Below are 25,201 nucleotides of genomic sequence, written 5' to 3'. Positions count from 1 at the left end.
GACGAGGGAGCGCTCAGAACGACCGGTAGTCGCGCACCGGCGTTCGCGGCCCGCGAGCGGGTGGCCGCACACCGCCCAACCCCAGCAGCCGGCTGACCCGGTGCCGGTGCCCCCGGTAGGGAGCGAGCAGCCGCAGCATCCGCGCGTCGTCCACCCGCTCACCGCTGAGCGACCAGCCGACCAGCGACGGCAGGTGGAAGTCGCCCACCGAGACGGCGTCCGCGTCGCCGTGCGAGCGCTGGCGCACCTCGGCGGACGTCCACACCCCGACCCCGGGCAGCGCCCTCAGCAGCCGATCCGCGTCGGCGCTGCCCTCGATCGCCTCCAGCTTCCCCGCGTGCCGGGCGGCGTTCGCGATCGTACGGGCCCGCACCGCCTCCGCCCCCGCGCGGTGCCAGTCCCACGACGGGATCGACCGCCACACCTCGGGCTCGGGGAAGACCCTCATCCCCTCGGGCGCGGGACCCGGCGCGGGCTCGCCGTAGCGGCCCAGCAGCCACCGCCACGCCCGCCACGCCTCGGTGGAGACCACCTTCTGCTCCAGTACGGCCGGGACCAGCGCCTCGAACACCCGCGACGTCCTGCCGATCCTGAGCCCCGGATAGCGTCTCACCGCGTTCCGCAGGACTTCCGGCCAGTCGTGCCCGGGAACGAACCCCGACACGTCGTCACCGGCGCCGAGCAGCGAGGGAAGCGTCTCCAGCATCCACTCCGCGCCCGGCCCCCACGCGGCGGCCGCCACCCGGCCACCCGCCCCGCCCCCGCCGCCGACCAGGGCCACGCGCAGCGTCCCCGGCCCGTCGGGAGTCCGTGAGGTCCGCCAGAAGGCCCCGCCGGGCCCCGGCCTCAGGGTGGGGTCGCCGGTCCCGCGCCGGTGCGGATCGAGCGCCAGCGCCAGGTCGACCGGCCACGGTGGGCACCACTCACGTTCCCTCACGAAGGTGCCCGCGCCGCGAACGGTCAGATGTCGCTGGAGAAGCGGATCGCGAACTCGGGGAGCACGACGCCCGGCCAGACCCGGCTGCCCGCGATCAGCTCGTTCCCCGAGCCGACCACGGCCCCGTCGCCGAGGACCACGTCCCGCAGGACCGCTCCAGAGTTGACCCGGGCGCCGATGCCGACCACCGAGTCGACCACGACCGCTCCCGAGTGCACGACGCAGTCGTCGCCGAGCACGCTGCCGCTGACCTGCGCCCCCGACTCCACGATCGCGCGGGCGCCGATCACCGAACCCCCCGAGACCTTGGCCTCGGGCGAGATCATGGCCCCGGGCAGGGCGAGGAAGTCACCGGTGGGCCCCGGCAGGGCGGGCGAGGCGAGACGGCCGAGGACCAGGTCGCGGGAGCCCTTCACGAAGGCGGCGGGCGTGCCCACGTCGAGCCAGTAGGAGGCGTCGGCGTAACCGAGCACCAGGGCACCGTCCTCGATCAGGCCGGGGAAGGTCTCGCGCTCGACCGAGACGACCTCGCCCGCCGGGATGGTGTCGATCACCGAACGGGTGAAGACGTAACACCCGGCGTTGATCCGGTTGGTGACCGGGTTGGGGGTCTTCTCCAGGAAGGCGGTCACCTGCCCGTCCTCGTCGGTCGGCACGCACCCGAAACGCGAGGGATCCTCCACCTCGGTCAGGTGCAGGGTGACGGCGGCCTTCCTCGCGACGTGCGTCGCGATCTGCTCGCCGATGTCGTGGCCGGACAGGATGTCACCGTTGAGGACCAGCACCGGGGCGTCGGGGCCGCAGGTCAGCGCCTCGGCCGCGTTGCGGATGGCCCCGCCGGTGCCGAGCGGGACCTCCTCCGTCATGTATTCGAGCGAGAGGCCGAACGCCTCGCCGTCTCCGAAGGCCTCGGAGAACATCTCCGCCCGGTAGGAGGTGGCGAACACGATGCGCCGCACGCCGAAGGCCCGCGCCCTGGCGAGCTGGTGGGCGAGGAAGGGAACCCCGGCCGTGGGCAGCAGGGGTTTCGGGGTGCCGAGCGTCATCGGACGCAGGCGCGTCCCTCGTCCACCGACAAGGAGAATCGCCTCTAGATCGGGCAAGGGGGTCTCCATCATTCCGCGAGGTTAGCTCACTACTCGGCCGCACGCTGGTAGGAGAGCAGGTGCGCCTCGGCCGAGGCGTCCCAGGTGAACTCCTTGGCGCGGGCGATCCCGGCCACGGACAGCGCCTCCCTCCGCTCGGGCGACGAGAGCAGCGTGCGCAGCGCCTCGGCGATGCTCTCGGCGTCCGGCTCGGTGTAGGCGACCGCGTCGCCGCCCACCTCGGGCAGCGAGGTGCGGTGGGTGGTGAGCACCGGCGCGCCGCAGGCCATCGCCTCCAGCACCGGCAGCCCGAACCCCTCGCCCCGCGAGGGGAACGCCGCGACCACCGCCCCGCCGAGGAAGCCGCACAGGTCGGCGAACGACAGGAAGCCGGGACGGAGCACCCGTACGGTCGAGGGGACCTCCTCCACCGCGGCGTCCACCTCGACGTCGCGGATGCCCCCGGCGAGCACCAGGGCGGGCGGGTCCGGGATGTCCCCGACGGCGCGGACGAAGCCGCGGATCAGGTTTGGCACGTTCTTACGCGGCTCCAGCGGGCCCAGGAAGGCCACGTACGGGGTGCCGTGCAGGCCGAGCCGGTCGGAGGCGTGCGTGACCTCGCGCTCGGACGGCGGGTGGAACAGCGCCGGGTCGACGCCGTGGTAGGCGACGTCGATGCGGGTCGGGTCGGCCGAGAGGATCCTGATCAGCTCGTCCCTGGTCGCCTTGGAGGGCACGATCACCCGGGTGGCGTGCCGGACCGCGGTGCGGGTCGCGGCGCGGAAGAACGCCGCCTTGACCGCGTCGTGCTGCAGGGGCTCGGTGAAGCAGGTGAGGTCGTGGACGGTCGCCACGGTCGGCAGGCCCGAGCTCAGCGGTATCGAGTAGTAAGGGGCGTGGATGACCTCGGCGCCGACCTGCCGGGCGAGGAACGGCAGGCCCGTCTGCTCCCACGTCAGGCGGGCGGCCCGGTTCGTGATCCCGTGAGGCCCCGGCACGATTCGCGCGGAAGGCGCCAGGCCGGCGTATCTGGCGGCGTCGGCGCGCTGGCAGACGACCGCGAGATCGGCTCCCGCCCTGTCCAGTGCGGCGACGAGTCCATCGACGTACCTGATCAGCGCACCGCGATCGGCCGGAACCGCGGCCGCGTCGACGAGCACTCTCGGCGGCAAGAAGGATCGCTCCCCTCATGATCCACAGCGGGACGACCGTCCCCTTCCTCTGTTTACTCTATTGCCAGAGTCTCGGAAACCGTGGGGGAAATCACACTGCTTTTCCCGAAGCGTGGTCCTTCCGGGATCCCCCGGCGCGGCGCGCCACCAGACCCGCGAGACCCGCGCAGAGGAGATCGCCGAGAACGATCACGATCCGCGAGCAGAGCGCCGCCGCGATGGCCGATCCCCGGTCCAGGACCGGCGCCAGGACGGCCACCATCGCCACCTCGCGCACCCCCGCCCCCGCCGGGACGACGAACGTCATGATCCCCAGGCACCACGACAGCGCGAACGCGCCGATCGAGAACAGGACCGCGGTGAGTCCGGAGGATCCGAGGTCGTGGACGATCGCCGCCAGGTGCAGCCCGTACGCGACCCAGCCGAGCAGTGCCCAGCCCAGCGCGGTGAGCATGCCCCGGCGGGTGAGCGGGCGCTCCAGCGGCTCGCGTCCGAGCCTGCGCAGCCCGAACCCGAGGACCGCGTTGACCACCCTGGGCTCGAAGGCCACCGCGAGCACCGGGGTCAGCAGGAACACCCACGCGTACGGCGCCACCGACCCCGGCAGCGCCGCCAGCAGGGTCACCCCCGAGACCACCAGCCCGCTGCCGAGCTGCACCGGCAGCGTCAGGAAGAACGCCGCCGCGCTCCGGGACCGGGGCACGCCCAGCTCCCGGCCCATCTCCATCTGGGCGATCACCGGCCACAGCGAGCCCGGGATGTACTTGCCCAGCTGGCCCACGAAGAAGACCTTCGCCCCGTCGCGCAGGGGCAGCGGCGAGCCCAGGTCGGCCAGCAGCGCCCGCCATGTCATCATCCCGCCGCACAGCGCGGCGAGCACCGCGACCAGCGACAGCGCGAGCGACGTCCACGACAGCCGGGCGAACCCCGCGCGGATCTCGTCCCACTGGCCCACCACCACCCACGCGCCGAACCCGAGCGCGACGAGCAGGAAGGCGACGCGGACCACGCGCTTCAGGGTGGACGTACCGGATCCGGCGGCCGCGGTCACCGGAGACCCGCCGGGGTCACAGACGGGAGCGCGGCCGGGGTCACAGCGGCTCCGGCGGCCGCGGCGCGACCAGGCGCGGGCTCGCGGGAGACCCGTGGAAAGCCGCCCGCAGGGGGCGTGACGGCTCCGGCGCGACCGGGTGAGGGCTCACGGACGGCCCGGCGAGAGCTCACAGGGGGCGTACCGGCTCTGGCGGCCGGGGCAGGGATGGCCCGGCCGGGCGGCGGTCGCCCTTGGTCGCCACCCACAGGTAGGTGGGCACCACCGGCAGCAGGGCCCGCAGCACGGGGCGGGGCAGCCTCGACAGCACCCCGCCCGCCACCCGTCCCACCGGGCCGGGGAAGAGCTCGTTCCCGGCGAACGCGGCGGGGGTGGCGAGCACGGGGAAGGTGTAGTCCCACACCCGCAGGCCGCGCACCATCTTCCGCAGGCCCCGGCGGGTCCGGTAGCGCTCGTAGTAGCTGTCGGCGCGGCCGGAGAGCCGCACGTAGCGGTCGGCCAGCGCGGGCGGCAGGTAGGACAGGAACGGCAGCTTGTAGTGCGGCTCCATCACCCCGAGCCGGTTGCCCAGCCCCAGGTAGAGGACGCCGTCGTCGGAGAGCACCCGGCGCATCTCGGCCATGATCGCGTCCGGGTCGACCACGTGCTCGTAGATGTGGTTGAAGACCAGCACGTCGATCGAGCCGTCGGGGAAGGGCAGCGCGGTGCCGTCGGCGCACACGAACTCGACCCGCTCGCCGAACCTCTGGGACGCCTTGCGCAGGCCCGGCACGTCGATGTCGACGCCGAACGTGTGGCGCGCGCCCGCCGCGGCGAGCTCGTCGGCGATGAAGCCCGCCGAGCAGCCGATGTCGGCGACCGTCAGACCGGCGAGGACGTCCTTGTCCCTGCCGAGGAAGTGCCCGAGCACCGCGACGATCTTCGCGGCCTTCCTGCGGCGCTTCTCCTCGTCCAGCATCGCCGCCTGGAACTCGGAGTACTCAAGCTGCGCGACCCGCTCGGCGCTCATCACTCGCTCACCGTTCCTCTTCTTCCCTCCGCGTGACGCCGGTCCCTCCGCGTGACGCCGGGACCCTCTTCCCTGGACCGCGCTTCCCGTACGGCGCCTCCGGAAAGCACTTCCCAAGAGCACTTCCCGGAGAAGCGCTCCCCGGGGAAAGCGGCTCCCGGGTGGCGCGCGGCGCCCGGGGGCACTCCGCCACGCCGCCCAAGAGTACCGGTGACCCGCGACCCTACCGCCGGGTAACGGGACCGTCGTACCCTGGGCGGATGCTCAGCCGACTGCGGTCAAGCCGCCTCCTCCGGGTGCTGCTCGCGCTGGTCGCGGTGGGTTTCCTCGGCTACGGCCTGGTCAGGAACCGTGACGAGACGGCGGCCGCGTTCTCGCAGCTGTCATGGTGGTCGCTCGCCGGGTCCTACCTCTCGGTGATGGCCGGGATCGGCGTCATGGTGCTGGCCTGGCGGGCGGTGCTGGCCGGGATGGGCTCGCCGCTCCCCCTCGGGAGCACCGCGAGGGTGTTCTTCGTCGGCCAGCTCGGCAAGTACGTGCCGGGCAGCGTCTGGGCGTACGCCGCGATGATGGAGCTCGGCCGCGACCACGACGTCCCGCCCCGGCGCATGTTCGGCTCCGTCTCCCTCGCCCTGCTGGTCTCCCTGGGCTGCGCCCTGCTCGTCGCGGCGGTGACCCTGCGCGAGACCCTGACCCGGACGAACCAGGCGTGGTACCTGCTGGCGCTGATCCCCGTCATCGCCGTCTGCCTGCACCCGGCGGTGCTCACCTTCGGGCTCAACCTGGCCCTGCGGGTCGCCCGCCAGGAGCCCCTCGGCCAGGGCCGGCTGCTCGGCGGCAGGGCCGTGCTCGTCGCGGTCGCCCTCACGGTCACCGGCTGGCTGGTGTACGGCCCCCACCTGCTGCTGCCGATGGCCGACCTGGGCGCCTCGGGCGCCTCCCTCTATCCGGTGGCGGTCGGCGCCTACGCGCTGGCCTGGGCGACGGGCATCGTCACGGTGATCGTCCCCGCCGGGATCGGCGTCCGCGAGGGGGCGCTGGTGCTCGCCCTTGCGCCGGTTCTCGACTCCCCCAGGGCGCTGGTGGCCGCGGTGGTGTCGCGGGTGATGTTCACCCTGGCCGACCTGAGCTGGGCCGGGATCGGCTTCCTGTGGGGACGCCTCTCCGGCCCCGCGGACCGTCAGCGCGCGGGGTCCGAGACCAGCGTCTCGACGTAGGAGGTCCAGTAGGGCTCGGGATCGACGGCCTTCACCCCGGCGCGCAGCCGCTCGGGCTCGCCCGGCCGGTAGAACGCGGCCAGCGCGGCGCGCAGCCCCTCCACCGAGCCCGGCTCGACCAGCAGCCCGTCCACGCCGTCGGTGACGTGGTCGCCGAGCGTGCCCGCCCGGCTGGCGACGACCGGCACCCCGTGCTCGTGGCCGAGCCACACCTGCTGGCTCGCCGTCCCGCTCCGGTAGGGCAGGACCAGCGCGTCCACGTCCGCGAACAGCCCCGGCACGTCGGCCGAGGCCACGTACCCCGGCCGCAGCTCCACCCGCCCGTCCAGCCCCAGCTCGGTGACGAGCGCCCTGGTCGTCTCCTCCAGACCGCCCCAGAACTCCCCGGCGACCCGCAGCGACACCCCTTCGGGCAGCGCGCGGAGCAGCAGGTCCAGTCCCTTGTACGGCCGGACGAGGCCGAAGAACAGCAGCCTGTGGTGCACGCCCTCCTCCGGGCCGCGGCGCTCGGTCCCCGACGGGAGGTGCGGGGCCATCTCGGCCACCCGCACGGGCGCGGCCGCCAGCTCGCGGGCCTTGCCGGCCTGCCCCTCGGAGTGGACGAGCACCGCGTCCACCCGGCGCAGCAGCGCCTTCATCAGCGGCGTGTCGTACGGCTTGCGCTCGTGCGGCAGGACGTTGTGGCAGAGCGCCACGACCCGGGTCCGGCGGCGCAGGCCGTACAGGATGCCCAGGTAGGGGGGGACCTGCACCGGGCTGAGGACGGCGAGGACGACCAGGTCGGCGCTCCTGAGCCGCCTCCCGGCGCGGACCCAGCCGTCGGGGCGGCGCCAGTCGAGGTCGCGCAGGACGTGCGGGAACGGCTCGCCGTCTGGCGTGTCGGCGGTCTGCTTGCCCGGATACAGGAAGGAGGGGTACTGCGCCCGCCACGACTCGATCACCACGTCGTGCCCGGCGGCCCGCAGCCGGTGGGCGAGCTCGGTGGTGTGCGCGGCCCCGCCGCCCTTGTAGGGGTACGTCGGCCCGACGACGGCGATCCGCACTACTCGCTCCTGGAGCGCACGATGAGGTCGGCCAGCAGCGCCAGCGAGCCGATGAGCAGGCCGGACAGGAAGATCACGATGGTGTTGCTGGTCAGGTAGAACCCGTAGCGGACGATGTCGACGACGCCCTTGACCAGGCCGATGCCGACCAGCCAGAGCGCGGGCGGCATGAGGACCTTGAGCGGGTTGAAGTACATGACCATCCGCAGCACCTGCAGGATGTAGCGGTAGGCGTCGGAGACGAAGCTGAACTTGGACTTGCCCGCCCGCTTGCTGTAGCCGATCGGCAGGTAGTAGACGTCGTGCTGGTTCGACAGGAACGACAGCGTGATCGTCGTGACGCAGGAGAACCCGGGCGGCAGCAGCCTCAGATAGGGCTTCGCGACCGACTTGCGGAACGCCCGCAGCCCGCTGTTGAGGTCGGGGATCTTCTGCCCGGCGAGCCGCTCGGCCACCTTGCGGATGAACCACTTGGCCGGGACCCGCAGGAACTTGTGCGAGCCCTCCTCGCTGGTCCGCGCGCCCACGACCTGGTCGATCGCCGGGTCCTTCTCCAGGATCTGGATGAGCTCGGGGATGCGCTCGTTCGGGTAGGTCATGTCGGCGTCGGTCCACACGACGATCTCGCCGCGCGCCTCCTGGGTGCCGATCCTGCGCACCGTGCCGGAGCCGCCGTTGCGGTGGAAGGCCCTGATCCGCATGTTCGGGAAGCGGGGGGCGGCCTCCTGCAACCTGGCCAGGGTCTCGTCGGTGGAGAAGTCGTCGACCGCGACGAGCTCGTAGGTGTATCCGCTGTGGTCCATGGCCTCGCAGATGCGCTCGACCTCGGCGATGACGTGGTCCTGCTCGTTGTAACACGGCAGGACGATGGTCACGTACGGCGTTGCGTCCACGGCTGATCCACTCTCGGGCTCTCGGGCATGCTCTCGACGGGCGAGGATACTCTGCCCGGACGAGGCCCGAGCGCACATCACCTTCTCGGGACGGCTTCCCGGTACGGCTTTGGACCGCCCACCGGACCGGCTCACTTCCCACCCGTGCCCTCCACCGCCCGGACGCCGTCTGTCTCCCGGGCCCCGCCTGCAACCATCCGTTCGCACCCGAGACAGTGATCTCGACACAGCGGTTTGTCGGGAAGAGGCGACGTCTCAGGGAAGTTTCGCGTCAGCCGGCAGAAGAGTGAAGGCGTCCGCCCCGTTGAGCGGAGTGATCACGCGGAAGTGCCGTTCGTCCAAGGTGAAGATCGTCGCTGTGTCGTAGCGTGCCGCCAGCACGACGTTCATGCAGTCGGTCACCCCCACGATCGTCGGACAACGGCTCACTCATGTGGCAATCGTAACTTCAAAGTGGCCACATCTCAGAGAAAACCCTCTCCGAACAGCGGCAACGGTCCGCTGAGAAGGTCATCCAGACGTCAGTGCCCGCCATGCCGACGGGGCACGACGAACTCCGGCCCGCGGCAGGGCGCGCGACCCGCGCTCCGGTTCCCCGGAGGACGACTCATCGGCTCCGTCCCTCACGTGTCCGTGTTCGCACGTGGAACGGTCATCCAGACGTCGGCGGCCAGGGACCAGGTGCCGTTGGGGGCGTCGACGAGGGAGCGGTCGTCCTGGCGGGTGCGGAGGTTCATGATGTGGACAGGGGTGCCGTACCCGGAGAGCTGCCGGGACTCGGCGGCGAGCAGGACCGGGGTGCGTCCGGCGGCGCGGACGCGGGCGGCCAGCCGGGCGACGTCGGAGGCCCTGGGGACGTCGGAGTGATAGATCGTGAGACGGGCGGCCGGGAGGCCGCAGACGCCCCGGACGACCTGGGTGAAGCGGGCGGCGGTGACGCGCTCGACGACGAGCACCGAGGCGCGCGGCGGGAGGGCCGCGCACATGTTCTCGACCGCGGCGAGCTCGCCCCGGTCGACCGGGCTGAACGCCGTTCCCCCCGAGGTGATCACCGGGGGGACGAGGAAGAGGACCGCGCCGGCCGCGACGAGGCCCTTGCGCACGCCCTGGCCGTATCCCGACCTCCGTGCCCTGTCGCGCGCCCAGCGCAGGCCCCAGGCGGCGAGCAGGATCAGGCCGGGGATGACGACGGGGACCAGCCGCCGGGCGGCCCACGGGTGGTCGGGGGTGATGCCGGGCCGGTAGAGCGTGGTGACCGTGGTCCAGCCGATCACGGCGAGCGGCAGCAGCCAGCCGGGGGCCCTCCCCTTGACCAGCCCGCGCACGAGCAGGGCCGCGGCGAGGACGGCCAGGAGCGCCACGGGAAGCCCGACGTACCAGACCGCCCAGTGCGCCGAGTTCTCGTAGTAGAGCCGGGTGCCGTCGAGCGGCAGGCGGTTGATCCGCTGGACGCCCTTGATGAACTCCGCGGTCACCCGGTCGTCCTGCGTGACGGGCCGCCGGACCACGGTCTCCAGCCACGGGCGGGCGGCGAAGGCCACCGCGACCAGCGCGACCAGGCCGGCGGCGATCTCGGGCAGCCTCGGGACACCGGCCACCCGCCGCAGCGGCCCCGCGAGCCGCGGGGCGAGCGCCGCAGCCGCCACGGTGAGGACCAGGACCGCGCCGCAGATGGCCAGCAGCGGGACGACCGAGTCCGACAGATAGTTCAGGTACGGCCTGGACAGCAGGTAGGCGGCGGCCAGCCCCAGCCCGGCCCCCGCCGCCAGCCCGCCGAGCAGCGGCACGCCCAGCCGCCCCCCGTCGCGGTCCCCCACCCGGCTCAGGGCGATGAGCAGCCCGGCGTAGCCGAGCACGGGGAGCACGTCGCGCAACCCGTCGATCCTGACCAGGACGGCGAGCCCGAACACCAGCCCCGCCAGGGCCGCCCCCGCCCGCGCCGCCCTCACACCGGACACACCGGACACGCCGGAGCCGGAGGACATGGGCGGCGGGTGACCGGCGCCGACGGCGCCGGGACGGAGCCTGGCCTCGGCGTCGTACAGCAGGGCGAGACCACCGAAGAGCAGGACCAGGGACGGGATCTCGCTGAAGGTCGTCCGCGAGGTGTAGAGGATCGGGAGGCAGACGGCGAAGGCCAGCGCGGCGAGAGGCGCCCAGCGAGCCCCGACGAGCCGGGCGACGACCCCCGCGAGGACGAGCACGGCCGCCGCACCCAGCACCGGCGGCACCAGCAGCAGCCCCGCGACGTCACCCAGCCAGGCGCCCACCGCGTGGAGCATCGGCGCCCCTGGCATGAACTGCGGCACGACCGCGCCGCCGGAGGCGTAGAAGCCCACGCTGTCGAAGTGGAGCGCCGGGTCGGTGCCGCCGAACGCCTGCTCCTGGAAGGGGATCGGCAGCGAGCCGTGCCGGGCCAGCCAGACGCCGTACTGGGCATAGGTGGCGGGGTCTCGGCGGACGATCAGCTGCTCGCCGTGGAGGAGGCCGTTGAAGATCCCGGAGGCCAGGGCGGCGGCGACCACCCCGGTTACCTGCCAGGCGGTCGCCTCGACGGTCTCCGGCAGGCGGCGCAGGCCGTACCGGCACAGCAGCGCGACGGCCGCCAGCCCCAGCGGGACCGCGACGAGCGGCCGGAACCAGCCGAGCAGCAGCAGCGGCAGCCCGGCCAGCAGCCAGCCGGCCAGGACGAGCGCGGGCACGACGGAGACCACGGCGAGCACCCGGCCCGCCGAGGGCCTGCGCGTAGGGTCCAGCCAGCCGGTGGTCATGATGCGAACCGAGCGTAGTGCCACTTTCGGCCCGCCCCCGGCACGCCGTGCCCGGGCGGGCCCGGATCCGGGTTCGGGGCCGCGGACACGGGGTCCGGCGCGAGCGCGGAGGCAGGTGGAAGCCGGTAGCGTACGCGCAGCGTGCGAGGAGGGGGACGAGTGATCGGGTGGGTGCGGCGGTATCGCGGGTTCCGGGGTGACCGCGAATTTCCTGACCGCCGCGGGCCCGGGGGCGGCCGCGGGCTCCGGGAGCGCCGGTTCCGGGGTCGTCACCGGCTCCTGGAGCACCGCTGGTTCCTGGTCGTGCTGGCGGCGGGGATCGCGCTGCGGGTGATCACCATGCTGGGCTACCGGCCCGCGCTGTGGTTCCCCGACTCCTACACCTACGTCGTCACCGCCCTGAAGCCCCGGCCCGACCTGGTCCGTCCCGCCGGGTACCCGATGTTCATGCGACTGCTCGAACCGTTCCACGAGTTCGCCGTCGTCGCGCTGGCCCAGCACCTGCTCGGGCTGCTGGTCGGCGTGCTGGTCTATCTCACCGCGCGGCGGCTGCGGGCGCCCGGCTGGGCCGCCACGCTCGCGTCCGTCCCCTCCCTCCTGGACGCCTACCAGATCCAGCTGGAGCACCTGCTCGTCTCCGACACCCTGTTCGGGGTCCTGGTCATGTCGGCCGCCTGCCTGGCCGTGCGCGGGTCCGTCGGATGGCGTTCGGCGTGCGGGATCGGGCTGCTGCTCGCGGCGGCGACGCTGACCAGGACCGTCGGGCTGCCGCTGGTGGCCCTCTTCGCGGCCTGGCTGATCTTCAGGGAGCGGGGCCGGGTGCTCGCGGCGGGGGTGATGCTCGCCGCCGCGACGTTGCCCGTCGTCGGGTACGGGGCCTGGTTCTACGCGACGTACCAGCGGATCGGCATCGTGGGCGCGAACGGCGTCTTCCTGTACGGCAAGACGATGACCTTCGCCGACTGCGGCGTGATGCGCCCGCCGCCCGACCTGGCCGTGCTCTGCGACCCCCGCCCGGCGGCGCGGCGGCCCCCCGCGCAGGAGTACGTCTGGGCGCAGGACTCGCCGCTGGTCAAACTGCCCGGCATCACCTTCACCAGGACGAACGACACGCTGGCCGGGCGGTTCGCGTCGCTGGCGATCATGAGCCAGCCGCTGGACTATCTCGGCTCGGTCACCTCGGAGCTGGCCCGCTCGTTCACCGTGGGCCGCCCGATATACCCGGACCAGGAGATCTACGACTACTACCAGTTCCCCGCGACACCGCCCGCGCCGCCGGGGCGCTATCCGGCGACCGTGGGCGCCGAGGCCGCGAAGCGCTACGAGCGGGGCCCGATCTCCACCCGGATCGTCGAACCGTACGCGGGCTGGATCCGTACCTATCAGGGAATCGCCGGACTGCCTGGCGCGGCGGTCCTGGTGATCCTGCTGCTACCGCCCGCGGCGGCGTGCGTCCGGCGCTTTCGCCCGGACTCCACGGCGTGGGCGCTGCCCTGGTCGGTGGCGGTGGTGCTGCTGGTGATGCCGGCGGCGGTGGCGGAGTTCGACTACCGGTACGTCCTGCCGGCCGTGCCCGCCGCCTGCCTCGCGGCGGCACTTGCCGTTCGTAAACCTAATTTCAGTAACATTCCTACTAATGTCCGGATTTGAGTATGCTGGCCGCCGGATCCAACATGGCGGTGTCAGGGGGCGGTCTTGGCCAAGTTCGCATCATCACGACTCCTGGCGCGCACCTCGTGATCTACCCTATGGGCTCGATGATCGAGCACGGGCACCGGACGACGCCGCCTAGCGGGAGGATCGCATGAGCGACCACCGGCAGGCGGCCGTCAGAGACCGCCGGAGCGAACCGACCTCCCCCGGTCGCCGGGGCGCGCGGCGCGCGGGAGGGGAGGGCCCTCCCCCGGAGATCTCTCCGAGAGACCTCCCGACACAGCCCGAAGAAGCGGCGCCGAGGGGCAGGGGCCGCAAGCAGGGACGGCTCACCGTCGGCGCCTGGGCCGGCATCGCGGCGACCGGCCTGCTGATACTCGGCACCCTGGGCGGCTACGGGGTCTACCGCAACACGGTCGGCAACATCAGCGGCCTCAAGATCGACGACAAGCTCGGCAACGACCGGCCCGCGGCCGTCAAGGGCGCCCTCAACGTGCTGATCGTGGGCTCCGACACCCGCGAGGGCGACAACCTCAAGTACGGCCAGAAGATGGCGAACGCGGGCAAGCGCACCGACACGATCATCCTCATGCACATCGCCCCCGACCGCGACAAGGCGACGTTCGTCAGCTTCCCCCGCGACTCGGTGGTCGACATGCCCGCCTGCAAGTCCGAGACGGGCGCACCGGTGGCGGCCCGCACCGAGATGATCAACGCCGCCTACAACGAGGGCGGCATCACCTGCACGATCACCACGATCGAGGCGCTCACCGACATCCGCATCGACCACTTCGTCGAGGTCGACTTCACCGGTTTCAAGAACATCGTGGACGCCCTCGGCGGCGTCAGGGTCTGCCTGACCAAGCCGGTCGACGACAAGAAGGCCAAGCTCACCCTCTCGGCGGGCTGGCACCTCCTGGCGGGCGAGAAGGCGCTGGGCTACGTCCGGCTGCGCGGCTACGGCGACGGCAGCGACATCGGCCGCATCAAGCGCCAGCAGGTCTTCCTCAGCCAGGTGGTGAAGAAGGCCACCAGCAGCGAGCTGCTGACCGACCCCGCCAAGATGCTGAACTTCATCAACACCGCCGCCAAGTCCGTCCGGATGGACGAGGAACTGGCCAAGGACACCGGCACGCTGCTCCAGATCGGGCAGAGCGCCCAGAAGCTGACCGCGGGCGGCGTCAAGCTGATCACCGTCCCGTGGGGCCCCCACCCCGACGACCCCAACCGGGTCGCCTGGGTGCAGCCGTACGCGAACCAGCTGTTCGCCGCGATCAAGAGCGACACCGAGGTCACCCCGCCCCCGGACCCCAAGGCCAAGCCCGCCGTCAAGCGCGAGCAGGTCAGGGTCCAGGTCTTCAACGGCACGGACACCCCGAACAGGGCGAGGGAGGTCGCCGCCGAGCTGGCCGACCAGGGCTTCGTGGTCACCCACGTCGGCAACGCCCGCCCGGCGACCGGCAACGTGCCCACCACCACGATCCGCTACGCCAAGAAGGACGCCGCCGACGGCCTCTCGTACGGCGACGCGCTGGCCGCCAGGCTCTCCAGCGACAAGCGCGTCCCGGTCGCGGGCAAGATCAAGCCGGTCACCACCGAGAAGTACGTCCCGTCCGTGGCGCCCCCGCCCACCCCGGGGGGCAAGGCCCCGGCCGGGCCGGTCATCCAGCTGATCATCGGCGCCGACTGGCCGGGCGTCCGCGCCCTCCCGAAGATCCCCGACGCCCTCACGGACAAGGTCGTCGACAGCAAGACCAACCCCTGCACCTGACCCCCGGCACGACGAACCGGACATCGTGCCCGGGGGCGGGGAGCCCCCACTCCCGGAGGCGACGGGAACCGGCCGCTCACCGGGATATGGACAGTCACGATTACCCGAGAACCGCCCGAATCAGAGTGCGCGTGTGCGACAGAGGGCGCACAGTCGGTTTAGGGTTGTTCAAGGCCGCGAGGCGAACGCCCGCCCGCACCCCCGGCCCGTCCCCCGGGCGCCCCGCCGGTCTGCCCGACTGCCCCCCGGTCTCCGACAGATAGCTGAGCCTTCCCCTCGTGAGCGACATCCGATCCTTCCAGGTGCCGGCCCCCCAGGACGACGGCGGCTCCGACCCCGGCTCCGGTGGGTCCACCGGCGGGCAGGGCCGGAGGTCCGCCCCGTGGCCCGCGCCCGGTCACGCGCAGGCACCCGGCGGCTCCCAGCCCTCGTGGCCCGAGCCGCCGACCCCGGGTCCGGCCGCCTCCGGCAGGGCGTCCCGGCGCGACGCCGGGGACGGCTGGGAGGAGAGCCCCGGCGAGGTCACCGAATGGGGAGGCTACCCGGCGTACCGCGAGCCCCACACCGACGGTCCTCACGGCTCCCACGACCCGCTCGACCTGTCCAAGCCCCTGGCGTCCGAGCCGGTCCCCCAGGAGCCGTCGTGGATCCGCGAGGAGCCCACGTGGTCCCATGACGGGCCGGCGTGGGCGCAGGAGTCATCGTGGGCGCAGGCGTCGTGGGCCCAGGAGGATCTCCCGGTGCCGCCGCGCACCCGGGAGGACCCCTCCCCCCGGGTGCCGCCGCGCGCACAGGAGGGCTCCTCACCCTCGACATCGCGGGCGTGGGAGGATTCCCCCTCGCCGATGCCGTCGTGGGCGCAGGACGGCCCCACTCCCCCGCAGGGCGCCCCCCAGGTGCCGATCCCCCGGCCCGACTGGGCTCCGCCGCCCACGCCGCCGCGCGTCCCCCCGCCGGGGGGAGCCGCGCGCCCTCAGGCTCCCGGCCAGGCGCCCGCCCCGGCACAGCCCGGCGTCCCCGGAGACTCCCAGCTTCCCGGCCGCCCCCGGCTGCCCGGCGAGCCCCAGGCTCCCGTACGGTTCCCCGACCCGGTACGACCGCCGTCCGCCCCGCGACCCCGGCAGGAGCCCCGGCCGGCCGGTGAGCGGCCCTTCTCCTACTGGGAGAACACCAACCGGGAGAGCGAGCCCTCGTTCTGGAGCCAGGGCCCGCAGGCCGAGCAGGAGCTGCGGGCGGAGCGCGAGCGCGAGACGGTCGCCGAGGAGGAGACCCCGGCCCCTCCGGCCAAGAAGAAGCGCGAGCCCTACCTCGACAACGTGAAGTTCGTCCTGATCGCCCTGGTGGTGACGGGCCACTCGCTGGTCCCCACCCTGAAGGCGCACTCGGCGGAGTCCGCGTACCTGTTCATCTACATGTTCCACATGCCGGCGTTCGTGCTGATCAGCGGCTACCTGGGCCGCAACTTCTGGAACTCCAACGCGAAGATCAACAAGCTGGTCGACACCCTGCTCATCCCGTACGTGGTCGTGGAGATCGGCTACGCGCTGCTCCGCTACGGGCTTGGCCAGAAGTGGACGCTGACGATAATTGACCCGGCCTGGCTGAACTGGTATCTGCTGGCCCTGGTCCTCTGGCGGATCTCCACGCCCATCTGGACGCGGATGCGGCAGCCGCTGCTGGTCGCGGTGGTCATCTACATGGCCGCGGGCTTCTCGGAGATCTCCGGCGACTTCAGCATCGACCGCTTCTTCGGCCTGCTGCCGTTCTACGTGCTCGGCCTGCTGCTCAAGCCGGAGCACTTCGACCTGCTCAAGCCCCTCTGGGTCAAGATCACCTCAGCGGTCGTCCTCGTCGGCGCCGCCGGGGTGGCGATCGTCATCGCGCCCCGCGTCCCGCTCGACCCGATCTACTTCCGCTACAGCTTCAAGGCCATGGACATGTCCTGGTGGCTGGGCTTCGGCGTGCGCGGCGCCGTGCTGATCGCGGCGCTGGTCATGACGGTCGCGGTGCTCGCGCTGGTGCCCCGGGGCGAGACCTGGTTCTCCGACCTCGGCACCCGCACCCTGTACGCCTACCTGCTCCACGGCGTCGTGGTGGTCATCGCCAAGGACCAGGGCTGGCTGAGCTTCCCCTGGCTGTACGGCCCGCTGGGCGTGGCGGCGATCGCGTGCAGCTCGCTCGCCCTCGCCATCGTGCTGTGCCTGCCGGAGACCCGCAAGCTCTTCAAGTGGATGCTCGAACCCCGCCTGGTGTGGCTCTACCGCCGCCCGTCCCCTCCCGCCGCCACCACTGCCACCACCGCCACCACCGCTACCACCGCACCGGCCGACGCCACGCCCGCCGCCAAGGAGAGTTCAGCGTCAGTTACCCGGTAATTAACCCCACACATCCGGTGATGACGGAACGAACGCTCAGCATCGGGATATGCGGGTATGCGTCGCGACAATCGCTCATCACCCAGAGGACGCCCGGATCATGCATCGGCAGATCCGGTCGCTCCTCGACGCCGGGCATGAGATCACCTACGTCGCCCCTTTCACCGACTGCAACGTCACCCCGGATCCCGGGATCCGGGCGATCGACGTGCCCCGGGCGACCGCCGGGCGTCGCAGGCGGGCGCTGAAGGCCGCCCGAGGGGCCCTCAAGCGCGGGGTGGAGGGCGCCGACCTGCTGGTCGTACACGACATGGAGCTGCTGTTCCGCCTGCCCAGGCGCCGTCCCGTCACCGTCTGGGACGTGCGCGGGGACGCCGGGACCGCCTGGGGCGCGACCACCGGCCTCCCCGGCCACCTGCGCCGGGCCCTGCCCGCGCTGGTACGCCGGGTCGAGGCCCGCGCGGAGCACCGCCTGCACCTGATCCTGGCCGAGGACTCCTACCGGGAGCGGTTCTCCGGCCCCCACCCGGTCGTGCCCAACGCCGCCTACGTGCCCTCGGTGCCGCCCGCGCCGCCCGGCCGGAACCGGGTGGTCCACGTCGGCCACCTCTCCGAGGCCGGAGGCGTGGCCGAGCTGGTGGAAACGGCCCGGCTGCTGCTCCCGTACGGGATCAGGCTCGACCTGATCGGCTCCGCCGACGTCCGGATCAGGCCGCTGCTGCGGGACGCGCAGCGGGAGGGCCTGCTCGACTGGTACGGCTACGTGCCCAACCGGCACGCGATGCGGATGGCCGAGGGGGCGATCGCCGGCCTGTCGCTCCCGCACGACGCGCCCGGCCCCCGGCCCGTACCAGCCAAGATCATCGACTACATGTCCCGGGGCGTCCCGGTGGTCACCACCCCCCTGCCCGCCGCGGCGTCCATGGTCGAGCGGGTCGGGTGCGGCGTCGTCGTCCCCTTCGGGGACGCGCGGGCGGCGGTACGCGTGGTGCTGGCGTTGCGGGACGACCCCGAAGGGGCCGCCGCGATGGGCGGGCGCGGCCACGCCGAGGCCCTCGCCCGTCACAACTGGCCGGACCACGCGGGCGCGTTCGTCGGACGGCTGGAGGAATGGGCCGGCAAACCAGTGACGTCCGGCCTGGAGATTGGTGTACTGGAGGCATGGCACGCCATCTGATCCAGGGGCGCGAGGTCACCATGCCGGTCCGCGTCCGCGACGTCATGGTCTGTAGCGCGTCCTACCTGGTCAGGGCGGACGCCGCACGGGCGGTGATCGCCTACTCGCATCTGGACGTCGCCGAGGTGCTGCCCCGCAAGGCCCTGTGCACGCTGGTGTTCGCCGACTATCTCGACAGCGACCTCGACCGCTACCACGAGTTCGGCGTCGCCTTCCTGGCCAGGCCCCCCGGCTCGGGCCACGTCCCAGGCGGGGGGCTGCGCGCGAACCTGGCCGAGCTGCGCCGCACCGGCGCCGGGGCGTTCGTCCACTGGCTCCCGGTCGACCAGGGCTTCACCCTGGAGGCGGGCCGCGCCATCTGGGGCTTTCCCAAGGAGCTCGCCGACATCGACCTGCGCATGTCCTCCCCCTACAAGCGGTGCATCGTCCGCAAGGACGGCCGCCTGGTGCTGGACCTGCTGATCAAACCCGGCGTCCCGGTGCCGGGCACCGGCATGGTGACCGCCCTCGACGCCTACAGCCACCGGGACGGCGTCACCCGCCGCATCCCCTGGTCGCTCACCCCCCGGGGCATCCGCGCGCGTCCCGGCGGCGCTCTCATCCGCCTGGGCAACCATCCGATCGCCAGGGAGCTGAGCGAGCTCGGCCTGCCCAAGCGCGCCCTGGTGACGAGCACGATCTCCCACCTGGCCATGTCGTTCGGCGAGGCCAAGGAACCCTGACGGCCCCGTACGGGATCAGCCGTCGAGCTCCAGGAGGGGCAGCTCGGCCCTCGTCGGCAGGCCCTGCCAGTCGCTGGGCCCCGACGAGGCGAAGGCCGCGAGCAGCCCGCCCCGGCGCAGCCGGTCGGCCGGATGGAGACCTTCCAGCAGCGCGCTGAGATAGCCCGCGACGAAGGCGTCCCCGGAGCCGTTGGGGTCGACCACGGGCGTGGAGAGGCTGGCGGCGTCGTGGCGGACACCGTCGACCCGCACGCTCGCCCCCCGGGCGCCGCGGGTCACGATGACCTCGCGGTCCCCGGTGAGCGCGGGCTTGACCAGGTCCAGCTCGGTCTGCCGGACGAACAGCACGTCGGCAGAGCAGGCTAGCACGCTGAGGACCTCCTCGGCCTCGCGCAGGTCGGGCCAGAGCTGGTCGTGGTAGTCGATCGCCACCGAGACCGCGACCCCGGCGGTCCGCGCGGCCCGTACGGCGGCGTGCATGGCGTCGCGCGCGCTCAGCGCGGCGGTGATCCCGCTGACGTGCAGGACGCGGGAGGCCGCGATCCGGTCCACCGGAACGTTCCCCTGGGCGAGCCTGACGCCGGTGCGGTAGTACGTGACCCTGGAGGCCTGGCCGAGCCTCGACTCCTTCAGGAGGATCCCGGTCGGGGACGCCTCGTCCACCCGGGCGTCGGAGACGTCCACGCCCTCGCCGCGCAGCGCGGTGAGGATCCTCGCCCCCAGCTCGTCGCCGCCGACCTTGCCCAGCCAGCCCACCCGGTGTCCGAGCCTGGACAACCCGACCGCGACGGTGAACTCGGCCCCGGCGACGTCCAGCCTGGCCTCGTGCTCGTGGCGGATCCGGCCGCTGGTGACGACGCCGAACGCCTCGCCCAGTGTGTAGACGTCCACCGTGGATCGGGGGTCAGACGATCGGCGGGCGGCCGAGGCGGAGCATCCGCCAGGCGGTCTTCCATCCCATGGGACGGCGCTCGCCGGCGGGCTCGCGGAGCCCCTCGGTGAAGCCCTTGAACCAGGCGCGCAGAGCCGGCCTGGAGCGCTCGCGGACCAGGGTGAGCACGATCCAGTTGAGGAGGTAGAGTCCGGCCAGCACCCAGGGAAGGTTGCGGCGGGCGAGCCAGACCCGGTTGCGGGCGTTGAGGCGGTAGAAGTCGGTGTGCCGGGTCGGGGGGACCTGCGGGTGGTACATGACCGTCTTGGCGTCGTACTCGATGCGGTAGCCCTCGCCGAGGAGCCTCCACGCCAGGTCGGTCTCCTCGTGGGCGTAGAAGAAACGCTCGGGCAGACCGCCGACCTGGAGGAAGGCCGAGCGGCGGATGGCGCACGCGCCGCCCAGGAAGGTGGTGACCGGGGAGGACCGCTCGGGGTCGCCCGCGCGCAGGCGGGGCACGTGACGGCGCTGGCCGATGCCGCCGTCGGGGTCCTTCACCCTGAAGGAGACGACCGCGAGGTCGTGCTCGGTGGAGAAGCGCTCCCGCAGGTGGGAGACGAGCCCCATGTCGGCGTACCAGCCGTCGTCGTCGAGGAAGAGGACGACGTCGCCCGAGCACTCCTCGACGCCGCGGTTGCGGCCCGCGGGGATGCCCGCGTTGTGGTTCAGCCGCACGCTCCTGATCGAGGCCGAGGAGCCGGAGGGCACGGCGGCCGACAGCTCGGGGACGTCCGTGCCGTTGCCGACGATGACGACCTCGACGTCACCGTCGACCTGGTTCAGCGCGGACTCGACCGCCCGGTCCAGCTCGGGGACCCGGTTGCCCATGGTGAGGATGACGCACGAGATCTTCAACGGGTCATCGTCCTGACGCGTCGCGAGCACGTACGGAGCATACTTTCATGATCACCGAGTCTGCTGGGTCGGGAATTCTGGCGGGGCTGGAGTTTCCTGGCATACCGGGGGACAAGCGTATCGGAACCGCTGGCGAACACCTGCCAAACAGCGGGGTGTTCGCACTTACGACGCGCCCGGACGCCATCCGGTTCCTCATGAGAGCCGCCTGGACGCCAGAATGCTGATCAGATGCAGGATCATCTGCAGCACGGCGACGACCACGCAGGCCACCACGAGGATCCTCGTCGCCGCCAGACCGCCGTTGATCGCGTCCCAGATCGCGGCGACCACGATGAGGAGGGACAGCTCGACCGCCTGCACGATCCGGTGGAACTTCAGCGCCGCGGCCGCCCTGCGCGCCATGCCCAGCCCGCGCGACCGGAAGTGCTCGGCCGAGGCCTCGGTCGCCGCGACCAGCCCGGAGCGCGCTCGGGCCACGTCGACCAGGTCGGTCTCCGCCTTGATCAGGATGGCGCCGAGCGCGGCGGCGAACCCGACCACGGTGTACCAGTCGGGCAGGATCTCCGACGCCCGGAAGCCCAGCCCGATGAGGATGGCCGCCTCGGCGAAGTAGTGGCCGACCCGGTCGAGGTAGACGCCGGTGATGGAGGTGCGGCCGGTCCAGCGGGCCAGCTCGCCGTCGGAGCAGTCGAGCAGCAGGTAGAGCTGGACCAGCAGGGCCGCGAGGACCGCCGCCCAGAGTCCGGGCAGCGCGAGCACGGCTCCGGCCAGCAGGCCGGTGAGGATCATCAGCCAGGTGGTCTGGTTGGGGCTGATCGGCGTCTTGGCGAGGAACCAGGTGACGTAGATCGACAGCTTGCGCATGTAGAGAGCACCGGCCCAGTGCTCGCCGCTGTTGCGGTCCATGGTCGAGTGCGGCTGGGCCACCGCACGGAGCTCAGCGACCGACGGCCCGGACATAATCCTCCACCCGATCGTGAATCTCCGGCTCCGACAGACGCAGGTGCTCGAGGATCGTGTAGCGGCCGGGGCGTGTGGCCGGGGCCAGCATGACCGCCTCGGTGAACTGGGCCGGGGACAACCCCACGTCGACGGGGGTGACCGGCAGCTCGTGCCCGCGCAGGCAGTCGACGACCTGGTTGAGCCTCCGTGAGTCCTCGCGGAGGAAGAAACAGAATGCGGCACCTATCCCGGCGAGCTCGCCGTGATTGGAGGTGCCGGGAAAAAGCTGATCCACGGCATGCAGGATCTCATGGTCTCCGCCACTCGATGGACGTGAGGAGCCGGCGACCACCATCGACATGCCCGACAGGATGAGCGCCTCGGCCAGCACGGTGAGGAACGCGTCGGACTCGATCGAGTCGGACCTGCCGATCACCGCCTCCGCCGAGGTCCGGGACATCGCGCAGGCCAGGCCGTCGATCGGCTCCCCGCGCTCGCTCGCGCCGAGCTGCCAGTCCTCGATCGCGGAGAGGTTGCTGACCACGTCGCCGACCCCGGATCGGACCAGCGAGGCGGGCGCGTCGTGGACGAAATCGAGATCCACCATGATGGCCAGCGGCATGGGCACGCCGAAGGAGCCCTTGCCGCCGTCGTGCGTCAGCGACGCCACCGGCGAGCAGATCCCGTCGTGCGACAGGTTGGTGGCCACCGCCACCATCGGGATCCCGGCCAGCGACGCGGCGTACTTGGTCACGTCGATGGTCTTGCCGCCGCCGATGCCCACGACCGCCTCGTACGCGCCCTTGCGCAGGTCGGCGCCGAGCGAGATCGCCGCGTCGACCGAGCCGTCGGGCACCCGGAAGACCTGGGCCTCGCCGAGCGAGGGAGTGATCACCGAGGCGATCCTGTCTCCCTGGCCCGCGCCCACGGCCACCGCCACCCGCCCCGAGGTCGCCACCCTGCTGTCGGCCAGCAACGAGCCCAGCTGGGCGACGGCGCCCCGGCGCACCTCCATCGACAGGGGGGCCGGGAGCATCCTGGCTAGTATCGGCACGCGATCTCCCGCGCCTTGGCGAGGTCGTCGTGGTTGTCTACCTCGACCCACGGGACGTCGCCGATCGGAGCGACGGCGATCTTCTCACCGCGGGCGACGAGCTCCTGGTAGCCGTCCTCGTAGTAGAGCTGCGGGTCGCGCTCGAAGGTGGCCTGGAGGGCGTCGGCGAGACGGTCGCCGATGCCGGGGCGGATGAGCGTGGCGCCGATGTACTCACCGGCGGCGCCGGCCGGGTCCATCAGCTTGGTGATCAGCCGCAGGTGGCGGTCGCCGTCGAGGGTGACCTTCATCTCCTCGTCGGCGAGCTTCTTGACGTCGTCGACCGCGAGCAGGATGTCGGTGGTCGCCGGCGCGGAGAGCAGCGTCTCCTCCACCGAGACGGGGTGCACCGTGTCGCCGTTGACCAGGAGCACGCCCTGGTCGAAGTAGTCTCGCGCGCACCACAGGGAGTAGGCGTTGTTCCACTCCTCGGCCTTGTCGTTGTGCACGAGGGTGAGCTTCACGCCGTGCCGCCGCTCCAGCTCGGCCTTGCGCTCGTGTACCGCCTGCGCCTGGTAGCCGACGATGACCACGACGTCACGGAGATCGGCCGCCGCGAGGTTGCGCAGCGAGATGTCCATGATCGTGGTGTCGCCGTCGACCGGCACGAGCGCCTTGGGCAGCGTGTCCGTGTACGGCCGCAGGCGTCGTCCGGCCCCGGCGGCCAGCACCATTCCCAGCAACGTGCACTCCTCATTCGGGTGAGAGCCTCCCGGCGGGCACTCCTAGGCCCCAAAGATTAGTTGCCTTCAGGCCCTGATCGTGTATTGAAGTGCTCTCCATGGCTAAAGCCGGGGGATTTCAGCCAGCCTGGACGCCGCTGTTGCGGTGGTCTGCGCTGCTGTTGCTTGGCGGTTGGCCTTGCGGCCCACGCGGTTGCGTGGTTTGCGCGCCCCAGCTCGCACACCCGGTCTGGGCTGTGCGAACTCCGCCCTCCCGGCGGTGAGTATGTTCTTGGCGGCGTTCACGTCGGCGTGTGCTGTGTGTCCGCAAGAGGTGCACCGAAAGACCGCTTGGCTCTCGCGGGACTTCCGATCCACCACCTTGCACACGTCGCACGTCTGACTCGTGTACGCCGGATTGACAGTGATCACATGAGTGCCCGTATACCGGGCCCTGCTACGGGTGGCCACCTCGATCCGGTACCAGCCCTTGTCCAAGATGGACCGGTTCAGTCCGGCCTTGGCGGCAGCCCCGTTCGGCAGGAACGCGCCCGGCCGCTCAGGGTCTGGTCTGGGTTCGGCCCCGGCGGTCATGTTCCTGGTCTTGAGTGCCTCGAACACGACCAACTCAAAACCCGTGGCCAGAATATGGGCGGTCTTGGCGGCGAAGTCCTCCCGGCGTCTGCGAACCCTCCGCGCCATGCCGGCGACCCGCGCGGCGGCTTTCTTGCGCCGGGCCGATCTCTTCGTGGTCCGGGCGAAGTCCCGCTGAAGCTTCTTGGCATGCTCGACCTCCCGATCACGGGCGAACACCTGGTGGTGGAAGCGGCCGTCGGAGCGGGTCACGACCTTGACCACGCCCAGGTCGATCCCCACGGCGCTGCCGGGGTCGGCGTGCCGCTCAGGCGGGGGGAGCGCGTCCTCGACGAGAAAGCTGACGTACCAGTGCTCGCCGTCCCGACTGACGGTGGCGTTCTTGACCTTCCCGCCGAGCGGGCGGGTGATACGCAAGCGGACCCAGCCGAGTTTGGGCAGCTTCACCCGCGCCCAGCGCCGGTTGAGCCGCTCGACCGTGATTTTCCCGCCCTCGGGAAACCGGCAAACTCGGCGGGTTGGCGGCCTTCGACTTCCAGTGGACCTTCCACGTGCCGTGCATGGCACACGCCTGATCCAGGTCGATCAACGCCTGCTGCAGACAGTGACCGGGCACCTCGGCCAGCCATGGGAACTCCGCTTTCGCCTCAGCCACTTGGCGGGCCTGGTCGTGGTAGCCGATCCACCCCCCGCGCTGACGGTGGATCCGGCGCTGTTCCAGCGCGGTGTTCCACACCGACCGGCACGCCCCGCCGATGCGTTCGGCGAATTCACCCTGTTCGGCGGTGAATTCCAGGCGGTACTTGCGTCCGGTAAGCATAGGCGATCACTGGTTCTCGACGTAGCGCGTGACCACCTCTGGGGGCGCACCACCCACGCTCGCCACGAAGGAAGAGTTCGCCCACAAGGCCGACGACTTCGACCTCAGCGTCGAAAATTCTTCGCTCAGCAGGCGAGAGGTACGGCCTTTGACGGCCTTGACCAGCTTGTGGATCCCGAACCGGAGGTCCACCTCAACCAGCAGGTGATCGTGGTCGGGCATGACGTCGAACTCCACCGGTCACGCCCCCTTCTCCTCGATCACCTTACGGATCAACTTTTTGAGCCGTTCTTCGATCCGACCACCCAGAACCCGCCACCGCTACTTGGGGCACCACACCACGTGCAACGCACACCGGAAGGCGCTGACGCTGATCGTCCGGAGCGTCACGGTCACACTGAGTCAGTATGCAGAAGAGAGCGACC

21 protein-coding genes and 2 pseudogenes are annotated in these 25,201 nt (G+C 71.8%); 6 read left to right on the top strand and 17 right to left on the bottom strand.

All coding sequences use genetic code 11. From position 1 onward, the window contains the following. Positions 1–13 precede the first annotated feature (13 nt). The 5 genes from ACFFRH_RS07350 to ACFFRH_RS07330 all read right to left on the bottom strand — a co-directional run bounded on the left by ACFFRH_RS07350 (position 14) and on the right by ACFFRH_RS07330 (position 5,254). Positions 14–937 (bottom strand): DNA-3-methyladenine glycosylase family protein, encoded by a 924-nt coding sequence (locus tag ACFFRH_RS07350; RefSeq protein WP_386155198.1) that lies wholly within the window; start codon positions 935–937, stop codon positions 14–16. A gap of 23 nt (positions 938–960) precedes the next feature. Beyond that, the gene (manB, locus tag ACFFRH_RS07345; RefSeq protein ID WP_425581700.1) at positions 961–2,052 is read right to left on the bottom strand and encodes a mannose-1-phosphate guanylyltransferase; all 1,092 of its coding nucleotides are present in this window, start codon (positions 2,050–2,052) and stop codon (positions 961–963) included. A gap of 20 nt (positions 2,053–2,072) precedes the next feature. Further along, the gene (locus ACFFRH_RS07340) at positions 2,073–3,194 is read right to left on the bottom strand and encodes a glycosyltransferase family 4 protein (protein WP_386155196.1); all 1,122 of its coding nucleotides are present in this window, start codon (positions 3,192–3,194) and stop codon (positions 2,073–2,075) included. Positions 3,195–3,285: 91 nt separating this feature from the next. Next, positions 3,286–4,203, bottom strand: coding sequence for a lysylphosphatidylglycerol synthase domain-containing protein (locus tag ACFFRH_RS07335; protein ID WP_386155194.1), 918 nt, complete (start codon positions 4,201–4,203; stop codon positions 3,286–3,288). Positions 4,204–4,414: 211 nt separating this feature from the next. After that, a complete protein-coding gene (locus ACFFRH_RS07330) occupies positions 4,415–5,254 on the bottom strand; it encodes a class I SAM-dependent methyltransferase (protein ID WP_386155192.1) in 840 nt (279 codons plus the stop codon). A gap of 260 nt (positions 5,255–5,514) precedes the next feature. Between ACFFRH_RS07330 and ACFFRH_RS07325 the strand changes: the two genes are divergently transcribed. Further along, positions 5,515–6,471, top strand: coding sequence for a lysylphosphatidylglycerol synthase domain-containing protein (locus ACFFRH_RS07325; protein WP_344743285.1), 957 nt, complete (start codon positions 5,515–5,517; stop codon positions 6,469–6,471). Here ACFFRH_RS07325 and ACFFRH_RS07320 read toward each other — a convergent pair. The 4 genes from ACFFRH_RS07320 to ACFFRH_RS07305 form a co-directional block, all read right to left on the bottom strand. After that, complete coding sequence (locus ACFFRH_RS07320) at positions 6,435–7,514, bottom strand: glycosyltransferase family 4 protein (protein ID WP_344743284.1); 1,080 nt, start codon at positions 7,512–7,514, stop codon at positions 6,435–6,437. The genes ACFFRH_RS07325 and ACFFRH_RS07320 overlap by 37 nt on opposite strands. After that, positions 7,514–8,407 (bottom strand): glycosyltransferase family 2 protein, encoded by an 894-nt coding sequence (locus ACFFRH_RS07315; RefSeq protein WP_344743283.1) that lies wholly within the window; start codon positions 8,405–8,407, stop codon positions 7,514–7,516. The genes ACFFRH_RS07320 and ACFFRH_RS07315 overlap by 1 nt, the downstream gene beginning before the upstream one ends. Positions 8,408–8,662: 255 nt before the next feature. After that, positions 8,663–8,797 carry a PIN domain-containing protein gene (locus tag ACFFRH_RS07310; protein WP_344743282.1) on the bottom strand — a complete coding sequence of 45 codons (135 nt, stop codon included), beginning with the start codon at positions 8,795–8,797 and terminating at the stop codon, positions 8,663–8,665. 233 nt (positions 8,798–9,030) lie between these two features. After that, on the bottom strand, positions 9,031–11,178 hold the full coding sequence (locus ACFFRH_RS07305; RefSeq protein ID WP_344743281.1) for a hypothetical protein: 2,148 nt from the start codon (positions 11,176–11,178) through the stop codon (positions 9,031–9,033). A gap of 159 nt (positions 11,179–11,337) precedes the next feature. Between ACFFRH_RS07305 and ACFFRH_RS07300 the strand changes: the two genes are divergently transcribed. The 5 genes from ACFFRH_RS07300 (at position 11,338) to ACFFRH_RS07280 (ending at position 18,876) form a co-directional block, all read left to right on the top strand. Beyond that, the gene (locus ACFFRH_RS07300) at positions 11,338–12,828 is read left to right on the top strand and encodes a hypothetical protein (protein ID WP_344743280.1); all 1,491 of its coding nucleotides are present in this window, start codon (positions 11,338–11,340) and stop codon (positions 12,826–12,828) included. Positions 12,829–12,982: 154 nt separating this feature from the next. After that, a complete protein-coding gene (locus ACFFRH_RS07295; protein WP_344743279.1) occupies positions 12,983–14,602 on the top strand; it encodes an LCP family protein in 1,620 nt (539 codons plus the stop codon). 278 nt (positions 14,603–14,880) lie between these two features. Further along, positions 14,881–16,977, top strand: a complete 2,097-nt coding sequence (locus ACFFRH_RS07290) for an acyltransferase family protein (protein ID WP_344743278.1) — start codon at positions 14,881–14,883, stop codon at positions 16,975–16,977. Positions 16,978–17,077: 100 nt separating this feature from the next. Continuing rightward, positions 17,078–18,154, top strand: a complete 1,077-nt coding sequence (locus ACFFRH_RS07285) for a glycosyltransferase family 4 protein (RefSeq protein WP_344743277.1) — start codon at positions 17,078–17,080, stop codon at positions 18,152–18,154. Beyond that, positions 18,139–18,876, top strand: coding sequence for an acetoacetate decarboxylase family protein (locus tag ACFFRH_RS07280; RefSeq protein ID WP_386155186.1), 738 nt, complete (start codon positions 18,139–18,141; stop codon positions 18,874–18,876). Before ACFFRH_RS07285 ends, ACFFRH_RS07280 begins: the two co-directional genes overlap by 16 nt. Before the next feature lie 15 nt (positions 18,877–18,891). Here the strand turns inward: ACFFRH_RS07280 and ACFFRH_RS07275 are convergent, their stop codons facing one another. The 8 genes and pseudogenes from ACFFRH_RS07275 to tnpA form a co-directional block, all read right to left on the bottom strand. Beyond that, entirely contained in the window at positions 18,892–19,767 is an 876-nt protein-coding gene (locus ACFFRH_RS07275; protein WP_344743276.1) for a sugar kinase, read from the bottom strand. Between the two features lie 13 nt (positions 19,768–19,780). Further along, positions 19,781–20,662 carry a glycosyltransferase family 2 protein gene (locus ACFFRH_RS07270; RefSeq protein ID WP_344743275.1) on the bottom strand — a complete coding sequence of 294 codons (882 nt, stop codon included), beginning with the start codon at positions 20,660–20,662 and terminating at the stop codon, positions 19,781–19,783. Between the two features lie 195 nt (positions 20,663–20,857). Then, on the bottom strand, positions 20,858–21,625 hold the full coding sequence (locus ACFFRH_RS07265) for a CDP-alcohol phosphatidyltransferase family protein (RefSeq protein WP_344743274.1): 768 nt from the start codon (positions 21,623–21,625) through the stop codon (positions 20,858–20,860). Then, positions 21,603–22,643, bottom strand: a complete 1,041-nt coding sequence (locus ACFFRH_RS07260) for an iron-containing alcohol dehydrogenase family protein (protein WP_344743295.1) — start codon at positions 22,641–22,643, stop codon at positions 21,603–21,605. The genes ACFFRH_RS07265 and ACFFRH_RS07260 overlap by 23 nt, the downstream gene beginning before the upstream one ends. Before the next feature lie 5 nt (positions 22,644–22,648). Beyond that, positions 22,649–23,383 carry a phosphocholine cytidylyltransferase family protein gene (locus ACFFRH_RS07255; protein ID WP_344743273.1) on the bottom strand — a complete coding sequence of 245 codons (735 nt, stop codon included), beginning with the start codon at positions 23,381–23,383 and terminating at the stop codon, positions 22,649–22,651. A gap of 102 nt (positions 23,384–23,485) precedes the next feature. After that, positions 23,486–24,403, bottom strand: a complete 918-nt coding sequence (locus tag ACFFRH_RS07250) for an RNA-guided endonuclease InsQ/TnpB family protein (RefSeq protein ID WP_344743272.1) — start codon at positions 24,401–24,403, stop codon at positions 23,486–23,488. Between the two features lie 304 nt (positions 24,404–24,707). Beyond that, a pseudogene (locus tag ACFFRH_RS07245) lies at positions 24,708–24,776 on the bottom strand (hypothetical protein); the annotation flags it as partial. 6 nt (positions 24,777–24,782) lie between these two features. Beyond that, positions 24,783–25,172 (bottom strand): annotated as a pseudogene (gene tnpA, locus ACFFRH_RS07240) (IS200/IS605 family transposase). Positions 25,173–25,201: the final 29 nt, after the last annotated feature.

The organism is Streptosporangium vulgare (assembly GCF_042428775.1).
Classification (GTDB): domain Bacteria; phylum Actinomycetota; class Actinomycetes; order Streptosporangiales; family Streptosporangiaceae; genus Streptosporangium; species Streptosporangium vulgare.
The sequence above is the reverse complement of the archived record's forward strand: the minus strand, read 5'-3'. Positions and strand labels throughout refer to the sequence as shown.

Excerpts from the sequence above, each read along its gene's own strand:
- manB (WP_425581700.1), bottom strand. The coding sequence starts at position 2,052 with ATGGAGACCCCCTTGCCCGATCTAGAGGCGATTCTCCTTGTCGGTGGA.
- ACFFRH_RS07330 (WP_386155192.1), bottom strand. The coding sequence starts at position 5,254 with ATGAGCGCCGAGCGGGTCGCGCAGCTTGAGTACTCCGAGTTCCAGGCG.
- ACFFRH_RS07325 (WP_344743285.1), top strand. The coding sequence starts at position 5,515 with ATGCTCAGCCGACTGCGGTCAAGCCGCCTCCTCCGGGTGCTGCTCGCG.
- ACFFRH_RS07310 (WP_344743282.1), bottom strand. The coding sequence starts at position 8,797 with ATGAACGTCGTGCTGGCGGCACGCTACGACACAGCGACGATCTTCACC.
- ACFFRH_RS07305 (WP_344743281.1), bottom strand. The coding sequence starts at position 11,178 with ATGACCACCGGCTGGCTGGACCCTACGCGCAGGCCCTCGGCGGGCCGG.
- ACFFRH_RS07295 (WP_344743279.1), top strand. The coding sequence starts at position 12,983 with ATGAGCGACCACCGGCAGGCGGCCGTCAGAGACCGCCGGAGCGAACCG.
- ACFFRH_RS07285 (WP_344743277.1), top strand. The coding sequence starts at position 17,078 with ATGCATCGGCAGATCCGGTCGCTCCTCGACGCCGGGCATGAGATCACC.
- ACFFRH_RS07280 (WP_386155186.1), top strand. The coding sequence starts at position 18,139 with ATGGCACGCCATCTGATCCAGGGGCGCGAGGTCACCATGCCGGTCCGC.
- ACFFRH_RS07265 (WP_344743274.1), bottom strand. The coding sequence starts at position 21,625 with ATGTCCGGGCCGTCGGTCGCTGAGCTCCGTGCGGTGGCCCAGCCGCAC.
- ACFFRH_RS07260 (WP_344743295.1), bottom strand. The coding sequence starts at position 22,643 with ATGCTCCCGGCCCCCCTGTCGATGGAGGTGCGCCGGGGCGCCGTCGCC.